Source organism: Brevibacillus sp. HB1.2 (assembly GCF_013332495.1).
Classification (GTDB): domain Bacteria; phylum Bacillota; class Bacilli; order Brevibacillales; family Brevibacillaceae; genus Brevibacillus; species Brevibacillus porteri.
The window spans coordinates 230,741-248,017 of record NZ_JABMIU010000007.1; the positions used below are offsets into that span (position 1 = coordinate 230,741).

Annotated in this window: 18 protein-coding genes and 2 pseudogenes; 11 read left to right on the forward strand and 9 right to left on the reverse strand. The window is 41.9% G+C overall.

The window, feature by feature from the left end; all coding sequences use genetic code 11:
* Positions 1 to 294 precede the first annotated feature (294 nt).
* Complete coding sequence (locus HPY28_RS18155; RefSeq protein WP_174231089.1) at positions 295 to 813, forward strand: hypothetical protein; 519 nt, start codon at positions 295 to 297, stop codon at positions 811 to 813.
* A gap of 350 nt (positions 814 to 1,163) precedes the next feature.
* Here the strand turns inward: HPY28_RS18155 and HPY28_RS18160 are convergent, their stop codons facing one another.
* Positions 1,164 to 2,111: an ABC transporter substrate-binding protein gene (locus tag HPY28_RS18160; RefSeq protein ID WP_017249188.1), complete on the reverse strand. Its 948-nt coding sequence runs from the start codon at positions 2,109 to 2,111 to the stop codon at positions 1,164 to 1,166.
* A 369-nt stretch (positions 2,112 to 2,480) separates the two neighbouring features.
* On the opposite strand from HPY28_RS18160, the gene HPY28_RS18165 reads away from it, so the two are divergent.
* A complete protein-coding gene (locus HPY28_RS18165) occupies positions 2,481 to 3,116 on the forward strand; it encodes a flavin reductase family protein (RefSeq protein WP_174231090.1) in 636 nt (211 codons plus the stop codon).
* Between the two features lie 555 nt (positions 3,117 to 3,671).
* Here the strand turns inward: HPY28_RS18165 and HPY28_RS18170 are convergent.
* Positions 3,672 to 4,049, reverse strand: coding sequence for a PH domain-containing protein (locus HPY28_RS18170; RefSeq protein ID WP_069845458.1), 378 nt, complete (start codon positions 4,047 to 4,049; stop codon positions 3,672 to 3,674).
* Between the two features lie 294 nt (positions 4,050 to 4,343).
* Positions 4,344 to 4,661: pseudogene (locus tag HPY28_RS30495) on the reverse strand (ORF6C domain-containing protein).
* A gap of 82 nt (positions 4,662 to 4,743) precedes the next feature.
* Here HPY28_RS30495 and HPY28_RS30500 point away from each other — a divergent pair.
* Positions 4,744 to 5,271, forward strand: a complete 528-nt coding sequence (locus tag HPY28_RS30500) for a M23 family metallopeptidase (RefSeq protein WP_371813504.1) — start codon at positions 4,744 to 4,746, stop codon at positions 5,269 to 5,271.
* A 1,005-nt stretch (positions 5,272 to 6,276) separates the two neighbouring features.
* On the opposite strand, the gene HPY28_RS30930 is transcribed toward HPY28_RS30500, so the two are convergent.
* Positions 6,277 to 6,465, reverse strand: coding sequence for a DNA methyltransferase (locus HPY28_RS30930; protein ID WP_371736768.1), 189 nt, complete (start codon positions 6,463 to 6,465; stop codon positions 6,277 to 6,279).
* 351 nt (positions 6,466 to 6,816) lie between these two features.
* Here HPY28_RS30930 and HPY28_RS18195 point away from each other — a divergent pair, with 351 nt between their 5' ends.
* The 3 genes from HPY28_RS18195 (at position 6,817) to HPY28_RS18205 (ending at position 8,414) form a co-directional block, all read left to right on the forward strand.
* On the forward strand, positions 6,817 to 7,104 hold the full coding sequence (locus HPY28_RS18195; protein WP_174231094.1) for a discoidin/SUN/FTP domain-containing protein: 288 nt from the start codon (positions 6,817 to 6,819) through the stop codon (positions 7,102 to 7,104).
* A gap of 246 nt (positions 7,105 to 7,350) precedes the next feature.
* Complete coding sequence (locus HPY28_RS18200) at positions 7,351 to 7,656, forward strand: hypothetical protein (protein WP_174231095.1); 306 nt, start codon at positions 7,351 to 7,353, stop codon at positions 7,654 to 7,656.
* A gap of 329 nt (positions 7,657 to 7,985) precedes the next feature.
* Positions 7,986 to 8,414, forward strand: coding sequence for a NucA/NucB deoxyribonuclease domain-containing protein (locus HPY28_RS18205; protein ID WP_069844708.1), 429 nt, complete (start codon positions 7,986 to 7,988; stop codon positions 8,412 to 8,414).
* 68 nt (positions 8,415 to 8,482) lie between these two features.
* On the opposite strand, the pseudogene HPY28_RS18210 reads toward HPY28_RS18205, so the two are convergent.
* A pseudogene (locus HPY28_RS18210) lies at positions 8,483 to 8,950 on the reverse strand (SOS response-associated peptidase); the annotation flags it as partial.
* Positions 8,951 to 9,931: 981 nt separating this feature from the next.
* On the reverse strand, positions 9,932 to 10,183 hold the full coding sequence (locus HPY28_RS30935) for a CBO0543 family protein (RefSeq protein WP_371813502.1): 252 nt from the start codon (positions 10,181 to 10,183) through the stop codon (positions 9,932 to 9,934).
* Positions 10,184 to 10,539: 356 nt separating this feature from the next.
* On the opposite strand from HPY28_RS30935, the gene HPY28_RS18215 reads away from it, so the two are divergent.
* The 3 genes from HPY28_RS18215 to HPY28_RS30940 all read left to right on the forward strand — a co-directional run bounded on the left by HPY28_RS18215 (position 10,540) and on the right by HPY28_RS30940 (position 12,732).
* The gene (locus HPY28_RS18215; protein WP_174231110.1) at positions 10,540 to 11,625 is read left to right on the forward strand and encodes an L-dopachrome tautomerase-related protein; all 1,086 of its coding nucleotides are present in this window, start codon (positions 10,540 to 10,542) and stop codon (positions 11,623 to 11,625) included.
* A 260-nt stretch (positions 11,626 to 11,885) separates the two neighbouring features.
* Positions 11,886 to 12,512, forward strand: coding sequence for a spore germination protein (locus HPY28_RS18220; protein WP_174231096.1), 627 nt, complete (start codon positions 11,886 to 11,888; stop codon positions 12,510 to 12,512).
* Positions 12,484 to 12,732: a spore germination protein gene (locus tag HPY28_RS30940; protein ID WP_174231097.1), complete on the forward strand. Its 249-nt coding sequence runs from the start codon at positions 12,484 to 12,486 to the stop codon at positions 12,730 to 12,732. The genes HPY28_RS18220 and HPY28_RS30940 overlap by 29 nt, the downstream gene beginning before the upstream one ends.
* A 473-nt stretch (positions 12,733 to 13,205) precedes the next feature.
* On the opposite strand, the gene HPY28_RS30745 is transcribed toward HPY28_RS30940, so the two are convergent.
* Entirely contained in the window at positions 13,206 to 13,340 is a 135-nt protein-coding gene (locus HPY28_RS30745) for a hypothetical protein (protein WP_256437627.1), read from the reverse strand.
* Between the two features lie 186 nt (positions 13,341 to 13,526).
* Positions 13,527 to 14,027, reverse strand: coding sequence for a hypothetical protein (locus HPY28_RS18230; protein WP_174231098.1), 501 nt, complete (start codon positions 14,025 to 14,027; stop codon positions 13,527 to 13,529).
* Positions 14,028 to 14,435: 408 nt separating this feature from the next.
* Here HPY28_RS18230 and HPY28_RS18235 point away from each other — a divergent pair, with 408 nt between their 5' ends.
* Both HPY28_RS18235 and HPY28_RS18240 read left to right on the forward strand, forming a co-directional pair.
* On the forward strand, positions 14,436 to 14,573 hold the full coding sequence (locus HPY28_RS18235; RefSeq protein ID WP_017249200.1) for a hypothetical protein: 138 nt from the start codon (positions 14,436 to 14,438) through the stop codon (positions 14,571 to 14,573).
* A 55-nt stretch (positions 14,574 to 14,628) separates the two neighbouring features.
* Positions 14,629 to 15,426: a putative protein N(5)-glutamine methyltransferase gene (locus HPY28_RS18240; RefSeq protein WP_017249201.1), complete on the forward strand. Its 798-nt coding sequence runs from the start codon at positions 14,629 to 14,631 to the stop codon at positions 15,424 to 15,426.
* Positions 15,427 to 16,034: 608 nt separating this feature from the next.
* On the opposite strand, the gene HPY28_RS18245 is transcribed toward HPY28_RS18240, so the two are convergent.
* Entirely contained in the window at positions 16,035 to 17,228 is a 1,194-nt protein-coding gene (locus HPY28_RS18245) for an MFS transporter (protein WP_174231099.1), read from the reverse strand.
* Positions 17,229 to 17,277 lie beyond the last annotated feature (49 nt).

Here is a 17,277-nt window from a genome sequence, read left to right on the forward strand (position 1 = left end):
TGTTCGGGGCAGTAGATGGAGCGATTTTTTAATCAATACCAATGGTCCGTGATAAAACTATTACCATTAGTAGCCTTTAGTGCCCCTTGTTAGGGGCCTTTTGCTTATGACATCCGATTTACCTAAAAACCGATCATTCTTCAATCTCATCACAATCTCTCTTTTGTTACATGCCAGAAAAACATTTTATGGGATAGAAAAATGTAACTTTTCTGTAACGCTCTTCATATGTTGTTTGTTTATAATGACCTTGCAAACAACAATACACCTTGCACAAAGAGAGAGGAAATCAACATGAATTTCAAAAAAATCATCGTCGGCACCATACTGACATCCGTCGTAGCGATCGGCATCACATTCGCTGTTAACTATGGCAACGTAGGACACTCTGCACAGCCTGTTGCGCAGGAAAGCGGAAAAACTGATCTTTATACGAACCCTCAAGCAAATTTCAGCTTTAAGCCGCCAACTTCTTGGAACGGACATTACAAGGTGAACCAATATGCAGGTGTAGATGCAAACAAAATTCTGCCATCAGCCAAGCATGTAGTGCAATTCGATTATACGACGAAGGATGGAAAAGGTTCTGAAACGCTGCTGATGATCTCCGTTTTTACAAAAACGGATTGGGCTCGCCTCTCTAGCGAAGAAGGGCCGCCTGTAGGGACATCCATTGCAGAATCAACTGACATGGTGTATGTCTATACAACTCCACAGTCCAATCCATTTGATTCCCAATCTGAAGACGGCAAGCTGTTTGACCAACTGTATGGTGATTTGAAAATAAATGAATCTTTTGCACTTCTAAAATAAGACTGTTCATATTTGTTGTACTCTGAAATGACATACACTTACTTTTGGGGTAGATACATAGATAATCGTTACAGATTGCACCCTTCGTGGTGCTTTTTCTTTTCCTGTCTTTTCATTTAGATGACGTGGCTGGAACTGTTCGAATGCTTCCACTATAGCCGTGAGATGTATGTCCATTGATTCCCCGCTGATGATTCCAGCTTTTTCATGTGTTCCGTGGTTCTAAAAGCAATGAAGCTGGGAAAAACATCTCGTTTCTCTCCAGCTTCGACTTCTTTATTGGTTTCGATTAGCTTTTAGGAAAGTGACTAGGAGAATGGGCAACCCCATCTTTTGTATCGATCGCATGATTATTGCTTTTTCAGCAACATGCTATCAATCTCGTCTAAGAGCATTTCCTTTCCAATTGGGCCAAAGGCTTTGATGTTGAACGTTTCATTGGTTACTTCATAAAGATGGCCTTGTTGAACTGCCTTGTTGCTTTTCCATACTGGGCTTTTTTTCAGTTCTGCGTAAACATCATCCGCTTTTCCGCCGAAATTGACGAGGAACATATGATCTGGCTGAAACTTCGTCAGTCCTTCCAGTTCGATCATTTCCATTGTTTTATCGGCAGGTGTTCCGGCTGCTGGCTTCAGTCCGAGATCAGTGAACAGGATATCTGCATAACCATAGTTTCCGTACACGCGGAACAATTTAGGCGTTACGGCCAGGAACATAAAGGTCTGGTCGCCATACGCTTGCTTGAGTTGCTCTCGCATCCCCTTCGTCTTCTCGTCGTAGCCAGCCAGCCATTTGTTCACGTCCTCTTCTTGTCCAAACAGGCGACCGATTTCTTTAAACTTATCACGCCATTTGTCCATGTCTGTCTCCAGAACAACAGTCGGCGCAATTTTGGATAGTTGCTCGTACATCTTTTGCTGGCGATTATTCATAATAATCAGGTCTGGCTTTGTTTCTACCACAGCTTCCAGATTGATAGAGTCATCCCACATCCAGCCAACCGGTTTTACATCTGTCAGCTTATCAGCTACGTGGGACATGATTTTCGTCTTGTATGTATTGGCCGTAGCAACCGGCTTGTGTCCCAATATTAAAAGCTCCTCTGCTGCTCCCGATACGTCTGCAATCCGCTTTGGTTCCGCTGGGATCGTCACTTCCCCCATCAGATGCTTGACTACGCGTGTCTCAGACTTTTTGGGTGCTTCCGAAGCCGTTTGGCTGCTTCCGCACCCCGCCGATACGGCAGTGACTACTGCAAGCAAGCAGGCCAGTACGATTCGTGTTCCTTTTTTCATACGCTCATTTCTCCTTGTCACGTGATGTTTGGTGTGAAGTTTACCTGATAATGATTATCATTATAAGTGACAGAGAAGATAATCACATATTTGAGCATGTATGTCAATGATTTTTATATTTTTTGTGTATATAAAAAAAGAGCATGCCCCATGTTGCAGATTGGGGAACTAGACGTTGTGCTTGATGTATCTTCCTGATTCAATGTTCTAGATCACCCAAGCTATTGATTACTCCCTCCCCTTCTCACAAGTAATAGTCTGTAAAGTTCTATCGAAATGAAACAGCAAAATAACGAAAAGAATCACGACTATAATTTGAGATAGGTCTCTTATTTGAGACGATGGAATCATAGTGGAGGGAACGCGACTATGCACAGGGTAGTTGAACCAAAAATTCTTTACTTTGGGACGCCAGTTGTACTTATCAGCACATTAAATGAGGACAATTCTGTTAACCTTGCCCCAATGTCTTCTGCATGGTGGCTGAATCAATCATGCATGCTTGGCAGTAGCTCATCTCAGACCGTTACCAATTTGTTGCGCGAGCGCGAATGTGTTTTGAATCTTCCTTCGTCTGATCTTGCTCATGCGGTTGACCGTCTAGCTCTACTTACTGGGCGAAATCCTGTCCCGGAGCGCAAGGTTAATGTAGGATACCGATTTGAACCGGATAAATTCGGAATGGCTAAGTTCACCCCCCAAGTTTCGGACCTGATTCGGCCTCCACGCGTTGCGGAATGCCCGGTTCAATTAGAGGCAGTGGTAGAACAAGTCCATAATTTTGAACTGCCCAGCTCTTTAAAAGCTATTGAAGTAAAGATAATTCGTGTTCATGTTGATGAACAAATCCTAATGACTGGCGAGAAGAACTACATCGATCCCGAGAAATGGAGCCCGCTGATTATGAACTTCTGTGAATTTTTTGGCCTTAGCTCCAAGCTGCACCCGTCAAGATTAGCTCCCGTTTTTGGTCCCGCTCCAAGTTCCGTTAGCAAATCGAATTAACTATCATTGGGGTGCTATTGAGCACCCTACCTGTTCAAGCAGCATCGGAGAAATAAACATGTGGTTACCTCGATACAAAAAAATCCCCAATTGCTTTAAGCAAATTGGGGTACACAAGAAGTAATACGTGAATAAAAAAGTAGTCATCAATATAGTAGGATATCAGCTCAGTATTTACTACCAGTATATATAGGTATGCATACCTTCTATTGCCACAAAAAATAGCGCAGACTCATCTGCACAGATTAAGTCGTACGCCTTATCCCCAAGAGAATCTACACTAGATTTCATATTACATTACTTTTATCGGTTTGATTGGGTAGCTATTTCATGTATAAATATCGCTAAATCGTTCGTAATATTTTCTTACTCGTAGATAACATTCATAATGTCCATCAATGATATTTTCCGTATTGTTCCGTTTTCATCTATATAACAAGAACGTTTGTTTACATTTTATAAGAACATGTCATGATTTTAGGATGGAATCAGCTAATAAGCAATTGGACGGCAGTAATAACTACGATTTGAAGGAAGGCTTTTTATCAAGCGAGACTAATCCAAAATGTACTCGGCCAACACGCTCTGTATCTGGTAAATATTCAAGTTCTTGTTAAACTGTTTTTGGATCGGTACTGCACTTCCAGAAACCCAAATTTTTAATTCCGCATCCAAATCAAAATTTCCAGCTGTTTCAATGCTAAAATGACTAATACTTTTGTAAGGAATGGAATGGTACTCTATCTTTCTACCAGTAATGCCTTGCTTATCAACCAGTATTAACCGCTTGTTAGTGAAGATGAACATATCACGTATTAATTTATACGCCTTTTCTATGCTCTCATTGTTCGCTAAGATTTGAGCATACTCTTTTTGAACATCTGCAATGTTAACTTCCGAAGCGTTACCCATTAGACCGTCTAACAAACCCACATTAATGTCCCCCAATTCGAATGTTTGATAGTTCATATTCTCCAAATCGTTCAAATCTCCTACTGAAGCGGTTACTATTACATCAAGGCGGCAGTGATTGCATTGAAATTCAGGATACAGAAACTAAGCCTAAAAAAATTTACACTTGCTGATGGAGTTTTTTGGGTAAATCACATCGCTTCCGCCCGCATTTCTTTTTCAAGATTTTGTGATTTGGAGATCGTGTTTCTGTTCAGTGCTAGAAACATTGCTTACATCACGAAAGACTGGTCAAAGTTGGACTGTACATGGTCCCTACTGCGTGGCGCAAGATATTTGGCATTTTGAAAGGTCGAGGACCCGAGTATTTCGGTATGTATCTACGTTGAAGCATCCCTGGAAGTCCCTCCAAATTGACGAGAAGACCTTTCCACGCAAGCTGCTGTTTTGATAGTCTTATCCATACTTGCCGCCTAGCACCTCGACCATTTGCTGCCTTGCTGCATTTTGCAATACGAATTGCTGCCCGTAGTCGATTGACTTGTTCTTTTCCAATCTCTTGACCCTACTCTCAATCTCTTGAGTCTTCTTGTCCAAAAAGAAATCCTTTTCTTCATATAGGGTAGCTGTCACAGCCCGTAAATAATTGTAATAAACTGTAAAACACAAAAGCTTCGTATCCTTAATTTATTGAAGGAGTGATGAATATTTGAAAGTGTATAGTAGGCATCCCTTTGATACATCATCAAGTGTTTTGATCTCTAAAGACTGTGGACCTGATCATCCCGGTTCGAAAGACTTGGTATTTAATGGTATTGATTGGGGCACTTACCTTCTTCGCCCCCGGTTTATTGGTGACCGCCCCCAGTATAGATACATCCCTGGCACACCTGTTTATGCTATGGAGGAAGGAACAGTCGCAGATATCAGAAATAGTAGCCCCCATTGCACAGATCCAAACCACTGTCCCCTATATGCGAATATGGTCCTGGTCCAAGGGCGGGATGAGTTCTATACTGAGTACGCTCACGTTAGACCATCTACCACTTTACAGAGAGGGATGTTTATCCCAAGTGGACAATTCCTTGGCACTGTAGACTTTTCAGGCGTTTCGACAGGACCTAATCTTCATGTTGGACGCTATGCTCGCGGTGATGCTGCCACTTGGTATAATAGGCCAACTTGTGATTGGTCTATAGAAGGGGTCCGTCCTATCCGTCGTTTGGGTCGTATTCGTCCTTAGCGTCCTGGACTTGACTTGTGTTTCGTACAACTCAAATGAGGGGCGGAATACTGTTAGATAAGGATTGTCAAAGCATCATTCAAAATGGTAATAATAGTAGGATTGAAAGGGAAATTATCTTGCCTTCCGCCGCACTCCTTGCCTCGTTTGGCTTAGTCATGGCAGGACTGCGGAACGTCTTTTTGTAAGGAAAACCGCGTGACATGTCGGATTTGCTCCCCTGTTGGGGAGCTTTTTACTTGCTGCATTAGAAGCTATATACTTCATTGCTTGGATAATTGAACAGATCATTACTTACTTTGGCTAGTTTTTCACCATGGGCTGGGAGTCGATCTTGTTGTTTCCCAGCCTATTCAAACGTAAAGCTTCAACAACAATCTTTTGGACTTCTCTCAATCTGCGATTCCAGAAATGACAGTTTCGTTTGTGCGCTCATCTTCGCTTTCCCTTATAGGTGGGCACGCATGGTATAATTTATTCGGTGAAGTAATTACCCAGATCTTCCACAATAGGGTTATTTTAATAGAAAGCGGTTGATACGATGATTTATGGCTATCAATTAATCCGAAAGTAGCAAAGGATAAACGAAAAGTCTTTCTAGCTTGTCTATACCTTTTAGTAGGTGATGCAGTCGGAATAGGAAAAGATAGAACCCACCTTGAGGAAGTCCGACTTTTTGTAGAGCAAGCATCATCCAATCGAAATTATTACATCCAACAATGGGTTTCTCGATCGTTTCAACTCATTCAAAACCCTGAGCTTTTCGATTACAAAAAATGGTGTGATGGGATTGATATCTTTTCTTTCTGGGAGGATTACGTTTTTCTTTATTCCCGAAATGTTGTGTTGAGTAGTCTGTATAAGCCTGGACTATCGTGTAAAATTAACTCAATCGTTCTTAACATTTTGTAACTTTTTTACTCCCCCCTCGTCTTACACCGGGGGTGTTTGTTGTGAAGAAGATAATGATTATCTTATCGCTGATTTCATTCGCTACACATCGTGTTAGGTACCGAACTCGAAAATGTTCATCTTGGCCGTTTCACGCTTGTTTCGTTCGTACACTATCAGAATGTAAGATGTTCCCATCTCGATCAAGACGTATTTTCGGCCTAACTTCTTGGATACAACCCCTGTCGTTCTTGAGCCCCTGAAAAAATCAAAATTGCCCACCAAATAAAAACCCACTCGCACATGCAGGCAAAGGGGTTTCGCCTATTAATAAGCAGTCATGTATTGCTCGCGCTCCCAATCTTGAACGCGTGTGCGGAACATGTCTTGGCTTTCAATCGGTTTTATACTCCCTAGAAATCGTATAAAATCAACAGTTTTAGCTACTGTCATTTCAAATGACTTCAAATCATTTCATCATTTTGTGGGTGCGTTTGTAGGTTACATGTAGAAATGCCCAATATAATGCTGCTTAGAGCACCTTCAATTTGTAATTTATTCCTTTTAATGTTTTGCTCAATTTATGGAACTGTATTATATTTCTATGTGCACATATACTAATTATCCTTTTTTAACAGTTCTAAGGAGGCTTTTATGATTTTTGTAAAGAAGTACGGTAAGCAACTCTTAAGTTTTGGACTTATCATTTTTATTTTATTTTCGGGTCAAAACGTTGGTTTTGCGGAAGATGAGTACAGTGGAGATTTAATTCCTGCGATGACAAGTAACGATAGTCCAAGTGGGCTAGCAAGTGCAAGCAGTGAATGGAGCGCAAATCATAAAGCATACCGGGCATTTGATGACAAAGATGATACTTATGGATGGGGTACAGCCGGCGGTACAATTAAAGGCTGGTTACAATATGAATTTCCAGAGCCATAGAAAATTTCCAAATACACGGTTAAATCAAGGGATGTTTATAAAGGTGAAAGCCCCAAGGATTGGACATTTGAAGCATTCGATGGTCAAGAATGGATCGTATTAGATACACAAACGAACCAGACAGGCTGGGCAACAAATTTCAAAAGAGATTACACATTTAACAATGACAACTTCTATAAGCAATACCGTATTAATATAACATCGAACAATGGATTTTCCTCATTTACAGTTATTGAAGAATTAGAAATGATGGAGAAAATAGGCACACCAACGAATCCCGATCCTAATCCAGAACCTGAACCTGAACCAGAGCCAACTGGTGATAACGCACTTCTTGTTATAAAAATGATCAGTGGTCTCGAGAAGGAATTTGAGCTAACCGCATCCGAAGTACAGGACTTCATCGACTGGTACAATGGCCGTGCAGATGGACGTGGCAAAGAAACATATATGTTCGATAAGGACTTTAACAAGGGGCCATTTACTTCAAGAAAAGATTATGTAGCATTCAGCAAGGTTCAATCGTTTGAAGTTATGGAATATACCAAATAACACGACGAGACGAGGTACCTCCTATAATTACAGGAAGGTGCCTCGTATTTTTCATAGATTACGAATCTCTTCGATACGTTCTGGGTCGTCATTCTTTGGACTTCCGACGCACTCCTCTTTCACTTTAGACCTACAAACATGGAACTTACTGATATCAATGGACTTGTGGGGAAATATCGCGTTTCAGTATGAGGGGATACCTCGGGTAACCATAACACTTCCCGCCCCTGATAAAGGCTTACAATAGGTTATAGGCAATCACACCCCTTCGCCATAATTCTCGGCGGTGTTATTATTTGAAAAAGAACTTATATTTGGAGGACAAAAGCATGACACAGAGAAAAATACTGATGTTGATTGTGGTGCTGCTGATCGGCGCTGCCTATCTCTTTGGACTTGTGCCAATAGAGAATAAAACAGTCAGCAATGGGAATGTAGACCATACGATAGTTTTTCCGTCTGATCGATACCCAGAGACAGCCAAGCATATCAAAGATGCGGTTGCTTCCGGGAAGTCAGCTGTATGCACAATTGACCGAGATGGAGCCAATAAAAATCGCGAAGAATCGCTCAAGGGTATTCCTACAAAAAAGGGGTATGATCGGGATGAATGGCCGATGGCAATGTGTGCAGAGGGTGGCACAGGGGCAGATATCAAATACATAAAGCCATCAGATAATCGCGGCGCTGGATCTTGGATATCCAACCAATTAGAGGATTTTCCAGACGGGACAAAGGTTGAAATCGTGGTCAAATAAAGTCTCTGTTTCGTGTACCCGCAAAATCCGGATATGAATAAACATTTCGCAATAGTGAACCCGTCTCCTTAACACAGGGACGGGTTCACTATTTCTTGAATACATTCTGGCAAATCGTTTTTCGGGCTACCAACCATTGTTGATACAGGGTATGCACGCATCATATCCGAGTCGTATGGTACTAGCAATGATTGGAGCAAGTCAGAATCAAACTTCTCACGATCTAACCATATTCCCTCGTCCTCCTGTCTCAGTATTACAGGCATCCGGTCATGAATATCAGCTACAACATCATTTGGTTTGGTCGTAACGATTGTGCAAGTGTGCAGTTTATCTCCTATCGGACTTGCCCATGTATCAAACAGACCAGCGAAAGCGAACGGTTCCCTACTCTTCATCATAATCCTCATCGGCTGCTTAGCTTTTCCGAGTTTCATCCACTCGTAGAAGCTATCTGCAGGGATGATACACCGTTTTCGCTCGAAAAGTCGTCGGAATGCCGGCTTTTCGGTTAACGTTTCAGACCTTGCTTTTAACCTATATACTTAAGATTATGTTAAAGACTCTATACTAAAACATTGACGCTATAAAGTGGTAGTTCATATAAGGAGGCTTGAAGGATTAATAAGTGTACAGAGATATAAGTTTTAGACTGGCGTTGTTGATCTAATCAGTTTTTTTCATTGCTAAATCAGCTGCCTTCGTAAAATTAGTTTTCTACAACCCTTGTTAAAAAAGTCAGAGGCAGTCCAGGACACGAAAATAAAGTCCTAGACTGCCTCTTTTTCATTGAACTAACGTACCCATTAATTCAATGCACGTAATATATAATCCACTTATTGGCATAAAGACATTGGCATCCGCAACGACAAGCTCTAACAGTCAATGACTAAGTAAGATTAGACATGCATTACGTCTGCCGGACCAACAATAAATCGGTAGCTTTGGTAGTGGCAGAGATTCTCCTTCTTTTTCGGATACAAGTGGAGTCAAGCTCACTTATGTCGAGGTATGGTCGTATGTAAGAGCTGCATATGATGTTTTCCGAATTTACGCCGATACTCTCCGCATGGGCAAATGCTGCGTTGACGCTCGGAGGAACGTATTTGCCATAGATACGGAGAGTCACCGTCAATAACCTCTTAATGTTGAAGACCACAATTTTAAGTGGATATAAGCAGACTACGGAAATTACCCCCTTTCAATGAGACATTTTTGCACGTCGGAGAACGAGCTTGATTTGCCGGACCAGCGCAGCGAATCATGACAAGCGAAAGGGAGGCCCTTAAGGGGCCTCCCTCTTTCTTCTGCTTCCTAATTATTACGGGTTGGTCGTTAAAATGATGACGTTCTTCAGCACTACAGCGCGGCGACAGCAGGTGCGCAGCAGCGCAAGCTGGGAGACGTCTTCGGGGATCCCCATATTTAAGAACGTGTCGTACTGGCTGCGTTCTTTTGTTTTGCCGCTTCCACTCGTGTCATGGTTCCAAAGTAGATCACACAGAACACTCGAGTCATCAGGAATGTGAGAAAAATCGTGGCCCAGTATTTGCGGCTAGCAACCCGTCAATTAAGGTGAGCAGTGAAATCCAGGCGGCAAAGTAAAAACACTTCGTCAAATTATTCTCACGAGGTCTGTAGATGTAATAAAGACTGCTCGCAACAGGCGACCACACCACTTTGAACGTAATATTCAAATCCGAAGCTTTGGGAAATTCACGCAACGGGTAGGCCACCAAATCAAATTGAACGAGCAGCAGTTCTACCATTCATACCACAGCCTGACACGCAAGAAAGCACATCACATTCATGAGCTTTCACTTTTGGAACAAGGAAATAGATGGTGCCCACGCACACAAACTAGAATAGCAGCAATAAATTTCGTTCCATGGCCATAGCTTGTACAAGGAAGGAAGATCCTATGCATAGTGTACTTCTTTTTATTCATACTCTCGTGGGCGGTGAAACTCAGGCAAAAACACAACACCATTTACTCGTTGTCCGTCATAGACACGAACTTGCGGGGTTCCCGTAAAAATTTTTTATTATCCAGGCACTTGAACCACATTCAGTCATATATAGGTGATAGCAGTTCGAACCTATTGAGGAGGATTTTATACAAGTGATGTTACCGAGTGAAAAGTATTTCGGTAAGTTTGAGGCGGTTTTTTTATTTTACGGAGCCATGCCTACAGGCGTTACTGTTTCTGAAACCGGACGTATTTTCATTTGCTTTCCGAAATGGGGAGACGACGTTAAATTTACGGTGGCTGAAATCGTTCACGATACATTACTGCCTTATCCTAGTTTAGACGCTAATGTGGTAAGCCCATCGAATATCACAACGTCCTTCGTTAGTATCCAAAGTGTCGTTGCTGATGGAAATGGAACGCTTTGGGTACTGGATACAGGAGCTCCTAATTTCTCAGAACCTATCAAAGGGGGGGCGAAGTTAGTCGCTGTAGATTTAAATTCAAATACAATAAGAAGTGTATATACATTTACGGAAGATGTTGTCCTGCCAACCACTTATCTGAATGATGTCCGATTTGATTTTCGTGTTGGTAAAGCAGGTTATGCTTATATAACGGATTCGTCTTCCCGAGGACCAGGAGCCATTATTGTCGTTGATTTAGAAACGGGTTATGCTTGGAGACGGTTAAACGGTGCAAATTCAACTTCGCCCGATCTCTTTCTCTTACCGAAAGTTGAAGGTAAAATCCTGATGAATCGAAACAAAGACGGATCTACTTCACCCTTTAGGTTGGCATCCGATGGTATAGCGATTTCCCCGGACGGCAAGATGTTGTATTTCTGTCCTCTCTCCAGTCGTCATCTGTACTCGATTTCAACGGAAGCCCTAAGAGACCGAACGATACCGGATATGAATTTACAGTATCACGTGAAGTATTGGGGAGAAAAAGGTGCTTCAGATGGAATGATCACCGATGCAAAAGGAAACGTTTACGCTGGAGATTATGAAAACAATAGTATTCGAAAGATATTGCCGAATGGAATAATGGAAACCATCGCACATGATCCGAGAATTTTATGGCCGGATACTTTTTCTATTGGTCCAGATCAATACTTATATTTCATCGTGAACCAATTACATCGGCAGGCAAGATTTCATTATGGAAATGACCTGCGGCAGAAGCCTTATAGTTTACTCCGTATGAAAATAGACGAACCACCTGCTCCTACCTTTTAATAAAAATTTCACTTTACAAAGTTGACTCTATTTGCATAGAAAATGTATTTTATGACTTTATGGTTATTAAGAATTTGGAGGCTGCCACTCGGCAGCCTGTTCAGCTAACGGGTTCGATAGTTCAATGGAGAAACCTAAAACTTTATTATCACTGAACAGCATTAGTCAAATATTAAAGAGAGCATTTTGTACAACTGAATAAAAAGAGGGTTTACCAACATACTAACTCCTATTCATGGAAAATGGAGGGCGTGGGATTCATGTCGATGTTTAAGAATTTTTTCAAATCCCTAACCTCTAGCGAGTTAGAAATGGATATTGAACCAACTACTCATCAGGAAATGGACAATGATACACAAGTAGCAACCTTACAGCATACGCTTCACGAATTAGCTGATTGTGCTGATTTAACTCATAGAAGATTTCCCGAAATTCAAACAGATATTGTCTATTTTGGGCATTTAGTAAGCAAAAATGAGCTGCGTAACAATGTCATTCAACCTCTCCTTAATATTCAATTGGATGAGTTACAGAATTTACTATCGTGGTCTCAGTTTGTTGAGACTCAAAATACGAAAGATGTAATTTTGGGGATTTTAAGTGGAAGTGTCGCTGTTTTTACACCCAATGGTACTTATGTTGTAGAAGCCTACGGACCCGCCTCAAGAAATGTGGAAGAATCACAAACCGAAGCAGTCATAACCGGACCTCACGAAGCTTTTGTAGAGTCCTATGGCACAAACCTCGCATTAATCCGAAGGCGAATTCGAAGTTCACACCTTAAAGTGATGAAGTTTGAAGTAGGAGAAATAACGAAAACAAAGTGTCTACCTGCTATACATCAAGGATATTGTAAACATGGCGTACGTAGAAGAAGTTGTGAGTAGTGGTTTACTGGGGAACTTTGGGATTATATTCGGTATTGGTTTGGTGGTCATTCACATGTGCGGAATTACAAATTTAGGTACGTCTTATGTAACGCCTGTTGCCCCTATGAATCTTGGGGAATGGCTTGATATATTCATAAGAGCACCTTTTCGGGCAATCAAGCTTAGACCCTCTCAAACCAAAACACCTAATGATACTAAGCTGAAAATGAGACGATAAGGATGGGTTACATGTTAAAGTCTTTGATAGATTTCACCACTTTCAAGAAAATTCATAAAAAGACACCTCTTTAATTATAAGAAGTGTCACATCATAAGCAACTTATTATTAATAAAAGACTAATGGTTTTGAAACTTAATTTAAGATTACATTGTTATATCGTGGCTGTATTTCAAAAGGGATAACCTCGATTTGGAACCTTGCATTCCACAACTCCAAGTTAGTCACCAGCGTAAATCGTCCGCACATAAGATCACCTCTTACCACCATAATTGCCTAATGCTTATATGGTTAATCAGGACTAAGCGGACAATATGAAATCAACAAAGACTGGTCAGCGAAGTATACCCCGCTTTGTCCAGCTCCTCTTTATTTCTAGCACGATATAACATTCTGTGAAATCTATATTAGTTACTACCTGCGATCCCGACGCACCGAAGTGTTTCCTTGCGCCGACGACTTGCTAAATTGCATCAATCCCAACACAGGAAAGCATTTGCCAAATGAAAAGCGCCTGCCATAACGACAATCGTCAAAGGCAGGTTAGATTGCTTTTTACCTGATCCAATCGATGATGCGCTGACTTCCACAATAAAGGAGAGTTGCATTATCATCTCCCCTTGAAAAAAAAACGCCCTCTCCATTTTGGAAAAGGCGCTCTATGCGCTTTGCTGTAGTTGTGCTATCTCTTTTTTTCTCGTTCTGTAATGTACTTCTTAGCCACTGCTGTCCGACTTTTTGTAGAGCAAGCATCATCCAATCGTAATTATTACATCTAACAATGGGTTCGTTACTTATTTTGTCTCAGTGATGGTTACTTCATGAGAATCAGCAAGTTCCATTATGGCCGCTTGATAATCCCGCATCAACTTTCTTCCTTCTGCTAATTTCTTATTAGCTGTAGCAATCTTAGCATAGTCTTGTTTCTCAAGAGCTGATACCGTCGTTATAAAACCACTATGTTGGGTTGTAGCTGCTAAAATAAATTGGTCGTGAATTTTTTGTACTTCTGGCGTAGCCGGTTTAATCTTTTCAAGCTCTTCTAGAAACTGTGAATAAGTCGGAATTATACTTTTTGTCATCGCTTCAAACATAACTAAGTCATTTGTATAGTTAGCGCCCGTTATAGAAGAATACTCTTCAGTAGCCTTCCTTTCGAGTGATGTAACTTTTGGCAACTCGGTGTTTAAATAGTTAATAAGATCTTCTTGTACTGGGTCTGTTCCACATCCCTGTACTACAAACATTGAAAATAATAAAAGAAACACTATGACTAACTTATTCGATTTAAGCATTGGAACCACCTTTCAATAGGATTAATTACCTAATTATTATCCCATCATATAAGTTATCTTTCCTTCTATGTATTCCGACAGATTTCGACATTATTCTAATTGCCGCATTTTGAGTGGACCTCTATTGGATTCTCCTGAAGTTTGTTCAAATGATCAACTAAGGTAGGAATAAGTGAAGTTGCTTCCGAAGAAGGAGTAGTGGGACGGATCATTTCCTCAACCATTTGCTTTTTGTAGCTACTCTTTAGGAGGATTCATATTGCACCGTCCTTCTCACAAATAATATTTTGTTTAATAACCTCAGTGCTAACCATTTACACTTGTTCACGCACCCTTTTTTACGTCTGCCCAGAACCTCTTATACTCGTCTACATAGATTTCTATAAAACAAGGAAAGGAGGGTCAAACTTGAAGATACCGAAAAGTTTATACAATCGTTTAGCCAAAATTCTGGGTGGGACAGGCGTGTCAAATGATACTTGTTCTATCACGATTGAACGCAATCTCAATGCAACGATTGTTGTGTTGCCTCCTAAGATAGAGTAAAATGCGAATACCACACACTAAATTCCAACAATTCCGAAATGGGTGAATTCAATTTTTGAATGATTATGAGATTCATGGCGATAGAATTTTTACAATAATCGTCAATAAACTTCGAGCAGCTGGGTGTGTTTTCGTTGAAGATGAGGCCAGGTTACTAATCGCCTCAGCAGGGACAACGACTGAACTATCGGACATGGTAGAATTGCGAACAACTGGCATGCCTCTCGAACATATTATCGGCTGGGCTGAGTTTTGTGGACTGCGGATTATTGTGGATAAGGGAGTTTTCGTTCCCAGACAACGTACAGCATTTCTCGTTAGACAGGCTGCCGACCTCATCCGTCAAAAGTCGGTAGTGCTTGACCTATGTTGCGGATCAGGGGCAGTTGGGGCGGTTCTTGCTTACTTGGAACAGATCGAATTGTATGCTACTGACATCGATCCAGCCTCGGTGCAATGCACCCGTCGCAATGTTACTACCGCAGGAGGTCGCGTTTACGAAGGAGACTTATTTGAGCCTCTTCCTATCATACTTAGGGGACACGTTAACGTCATCGTTGCCAATGCTCCCTACGTCCCCACCAAAGCCATTGATTTTCTTCCACTTGAAGCTCGCATACATGAGGCGAGAATAGCACTCGACGGGGGAACGGATGGGCTTGACGTTCAGAGACGAGTATTGGCTGCAGCTCCACTCTGGCTGGCTCCTGGTGGACACTTACTAGTTGAGACAAGCGAACGTCAGACACAGCAGACAGTCGATATCTTCACTTGTTGCGGGCTGATTACACGGGTGACAAGGTCTGACGAGTTGGATGCTACCGTCGTAATCGGAACCAAGCCGGTTCCCTAAAGCAGTTTAGGAGTCTGAACCTGACCACATAGGCTAGAGTTCAAGAACTCGTCAATATTTCTCCCTAATAAGGACCTAATCCCTATAGAGACTTCATTCATCTCTTTTTTCCATCATTACCGTTGTGTTAACTTCAAATGGTTGTAAAATGACAGTTATCATTTGTTGCTATAACGATTGATTAGCACTCAAGTCATAATAAGATGTTGATTGAAGTGACAGGTCACTTTACTGATGAGATTATCCTTCATGGGAAGACACACAGAATGCATGAATTGAACAATATGTTCGCTTTTACGTTAGAGCAGAGTGAACAAATAAGTAGTTTCCCTCATGTCTTTTGTAAGCTTTTTGACTTCGAACTCCCGTGGGCCGCTGGAAAAAAGGTAGAATCCCCACGCTTAGAAGCGAGCTTGATCAATTGCTCCCACTCGTCTACTCTCGCGATTTCGTCTGGGGAACCTCCCTTTCCCAAACAGACGAAGCCTCTTGTTCGCTCATTCCTTTCTGGAAGGGTTGCCATACCCAATCCCCACTTTTCAAAACCTTGATCGTTTTATCTTACGGCTCCTATTCTGGCGCTGACAGTCGTTCTGTGCGGACTTAAATTACTTTTTCTCTGTCGTATAATAAATCAACGCAATGACCGGTAAAGCTATTCCACTCAACAAGGCTGCTTTCCAGCCACCCATAGCATATGCCCATCCACCTGTCGCAGAGCCTATAGCACCACCAGCAAAAAAGATTGCCATGTATAAACCATTAAGCCGGCTTCGAAATTCTGCTCCCAATGAGAAAATGGCACGCTGGCCAAGAACCAGATTTGCTGAAACTCCCATGTCCAATAGAATGGCAGAAATCACCAATATTACTATTGCGGAAGTTGAACTGCCGTGGATTACAAGAGGTAGAATTCCAGAAATAATAACGAAAGCTAACGCTAATCCTGTGGCTGATCGAGCCCAGCCTCTATCGGCAAGACGGCCTGCCACTGGTGCAGCTACCGCCCCAGATACTCCAAGCAATGCAAACAGGGAAACTTCCTTTTGTGAAAAATGGAAAATCGGACTGGTCAATAACAGCGGAACCGTTGTCCAGAACAAACTGAAAGTTGCGAACACACATGCGTGGTAGATGGCTCTACGTTGCAGGATTGGTGTCGTTTTGAGTAAATGCAACATAGAACCCAGAAGTGCCGGGTACCGTGTGGTGTTCAACGGCTGTCTTGCAGGAAGCACCATCGCCAATAAAAGAGCCAACACAAGAATCGCTATGGCGGATAAATAGTAGACTGCTCGCCAGCCCAAAAACTCCGCCACCATACTTGAAATGGGACGAGCAAGCATGATACCGAGTAACAAACCACTCATGACATTCCCCACATTGCGGCCGCGCGTAGCATCTGGCGAAAGGTGCGCAGCGTAAGGTACAAGTACCTGAGCCGCAACTGATCCCAACCCGATAAACAGTGAAACAGTGAGAAAAAGGCCAGCGCTTTTGACTACTGCTGCAAGCGCCAAAGCTATTGCAGTGAGGAACAATGACATTACAACAAGTTTTCGGTTTTCAAGTAAATCTCCCAAGGGTACGATAAATAATAATCCAATTCCGTAACCAATTTGGGTAAGTGTGACGATTAAGCCAGCTGCCTCAGAAGATAACCCAATTGCCGAACTAATCGGACCCACTAAAGGCTGCGCATAATAGAGATTAGCGGCGATTAGTCCGCATGCGGCAGCCAGAATGAATATCATCCACGCCGAAAAAGGCTTTTCCATTTTTTCACCTTCGATTGAACTCATCGTTAACGCTCCTTTTTGTGGAAGTAGTCATCATTACCGGAACGATCGT

Excerpts from the sequence above, each read along its gene's own strand:
- HPY28_RS30935 (WP_371813502.1), bottom strand. The coding sequence starts at position 10,183 with ATGGTAGAACTGCTGCTCGTTCAATTTGATTTGGTGGCCTACCCGTTG.
- HPY28_RS30745 (WP_256437627.1), bottom strand. The coding sequence starts at position 13,340 with ATGCAACTCTCCTTTATTGTGGAAGTCAGCGCATCATCGATTGGATCA.
- HPY28_RS18230 (WP_174231098.1), bottom strand. The coding sequence starts at position 14,027 with ATGCTTAAATCGAATAAGTTAGTCATAGTGTTTCTTTTATTATTTTCA.
- HPY28_RS18195 (WP_174231094.1), top strand. The coding sequence starts at position 6,817 with ATGATTTTTGTAAAGAAGTACGGTAAGCAACTCTTAAGTTTTGGACTT.
- HPY28_RS18155 (WP_174231089.1), top strand. The coding sequence starts at position 295 with ATGAATTTCAAAAAAATCATCGTCGGCACCATACTGACATCCGTCGTA.
- HPY28_RS18220 (WP_174231096.1), top strand. The coding sequence starts at position 11,886 with ATGTCGATGTTTAAGAATTTTTTCAAATCCCTAACCTCTAGCGAGTTA.
- HPY28_RS18160 (WP_017249188.1), bottom strand. The coding sequence starts at position 2,111 with ATGAAAAAAGGAACACGAATCGTACTGGCCTGCTTGCTTGCAGTAGTC.
- HPY28_RS18165 (WP_174231090.1), top strand. The coding sequence starts at position 2,481 with ATGCACAGGGTAGTTGAACCAAAAATTCTTTACTTTGGGACGCCAGTT.
- HPY28_RS18215 (WP_174231110.1), top strand. The coding sequence starts at position 10,540 with ATGTTACCGAGTGAAAAGTATTTCGGTAAGTTTGAGGCGGTTTTTTTA.
- HPY28_RS18200 (WP_174231095.1), top strand. The coding sequence starts at position 7,351 with ATGATGGAGAAAATAGGCACACCAACGAATCCCGATCCTAATCCAGAA.
- HPY28_RS30940 (WP_174231097.1), top strand. The coding sequence starts at position 12,484 with ATGGCGTACGTAGAAGAAGTTGTGAGTAGTGGTTTACTGGGGAACTTT.
- HPY28_RS18245 (WP_174231099.1), bottom strand. The coding sequence starts at position 17,228 with ATGAGTTCAATCGAAGGTGAAAAAATGGAAAAGCCTTTTTCGGCGTGG.
- HPY28_RS18205 (WP_069844708.1), top strand. The coding sequence starts at position 7,986 with ATGACACAGAGAAAAATACTGATGTTGATTGTGGTGCTGCTGATCGGC.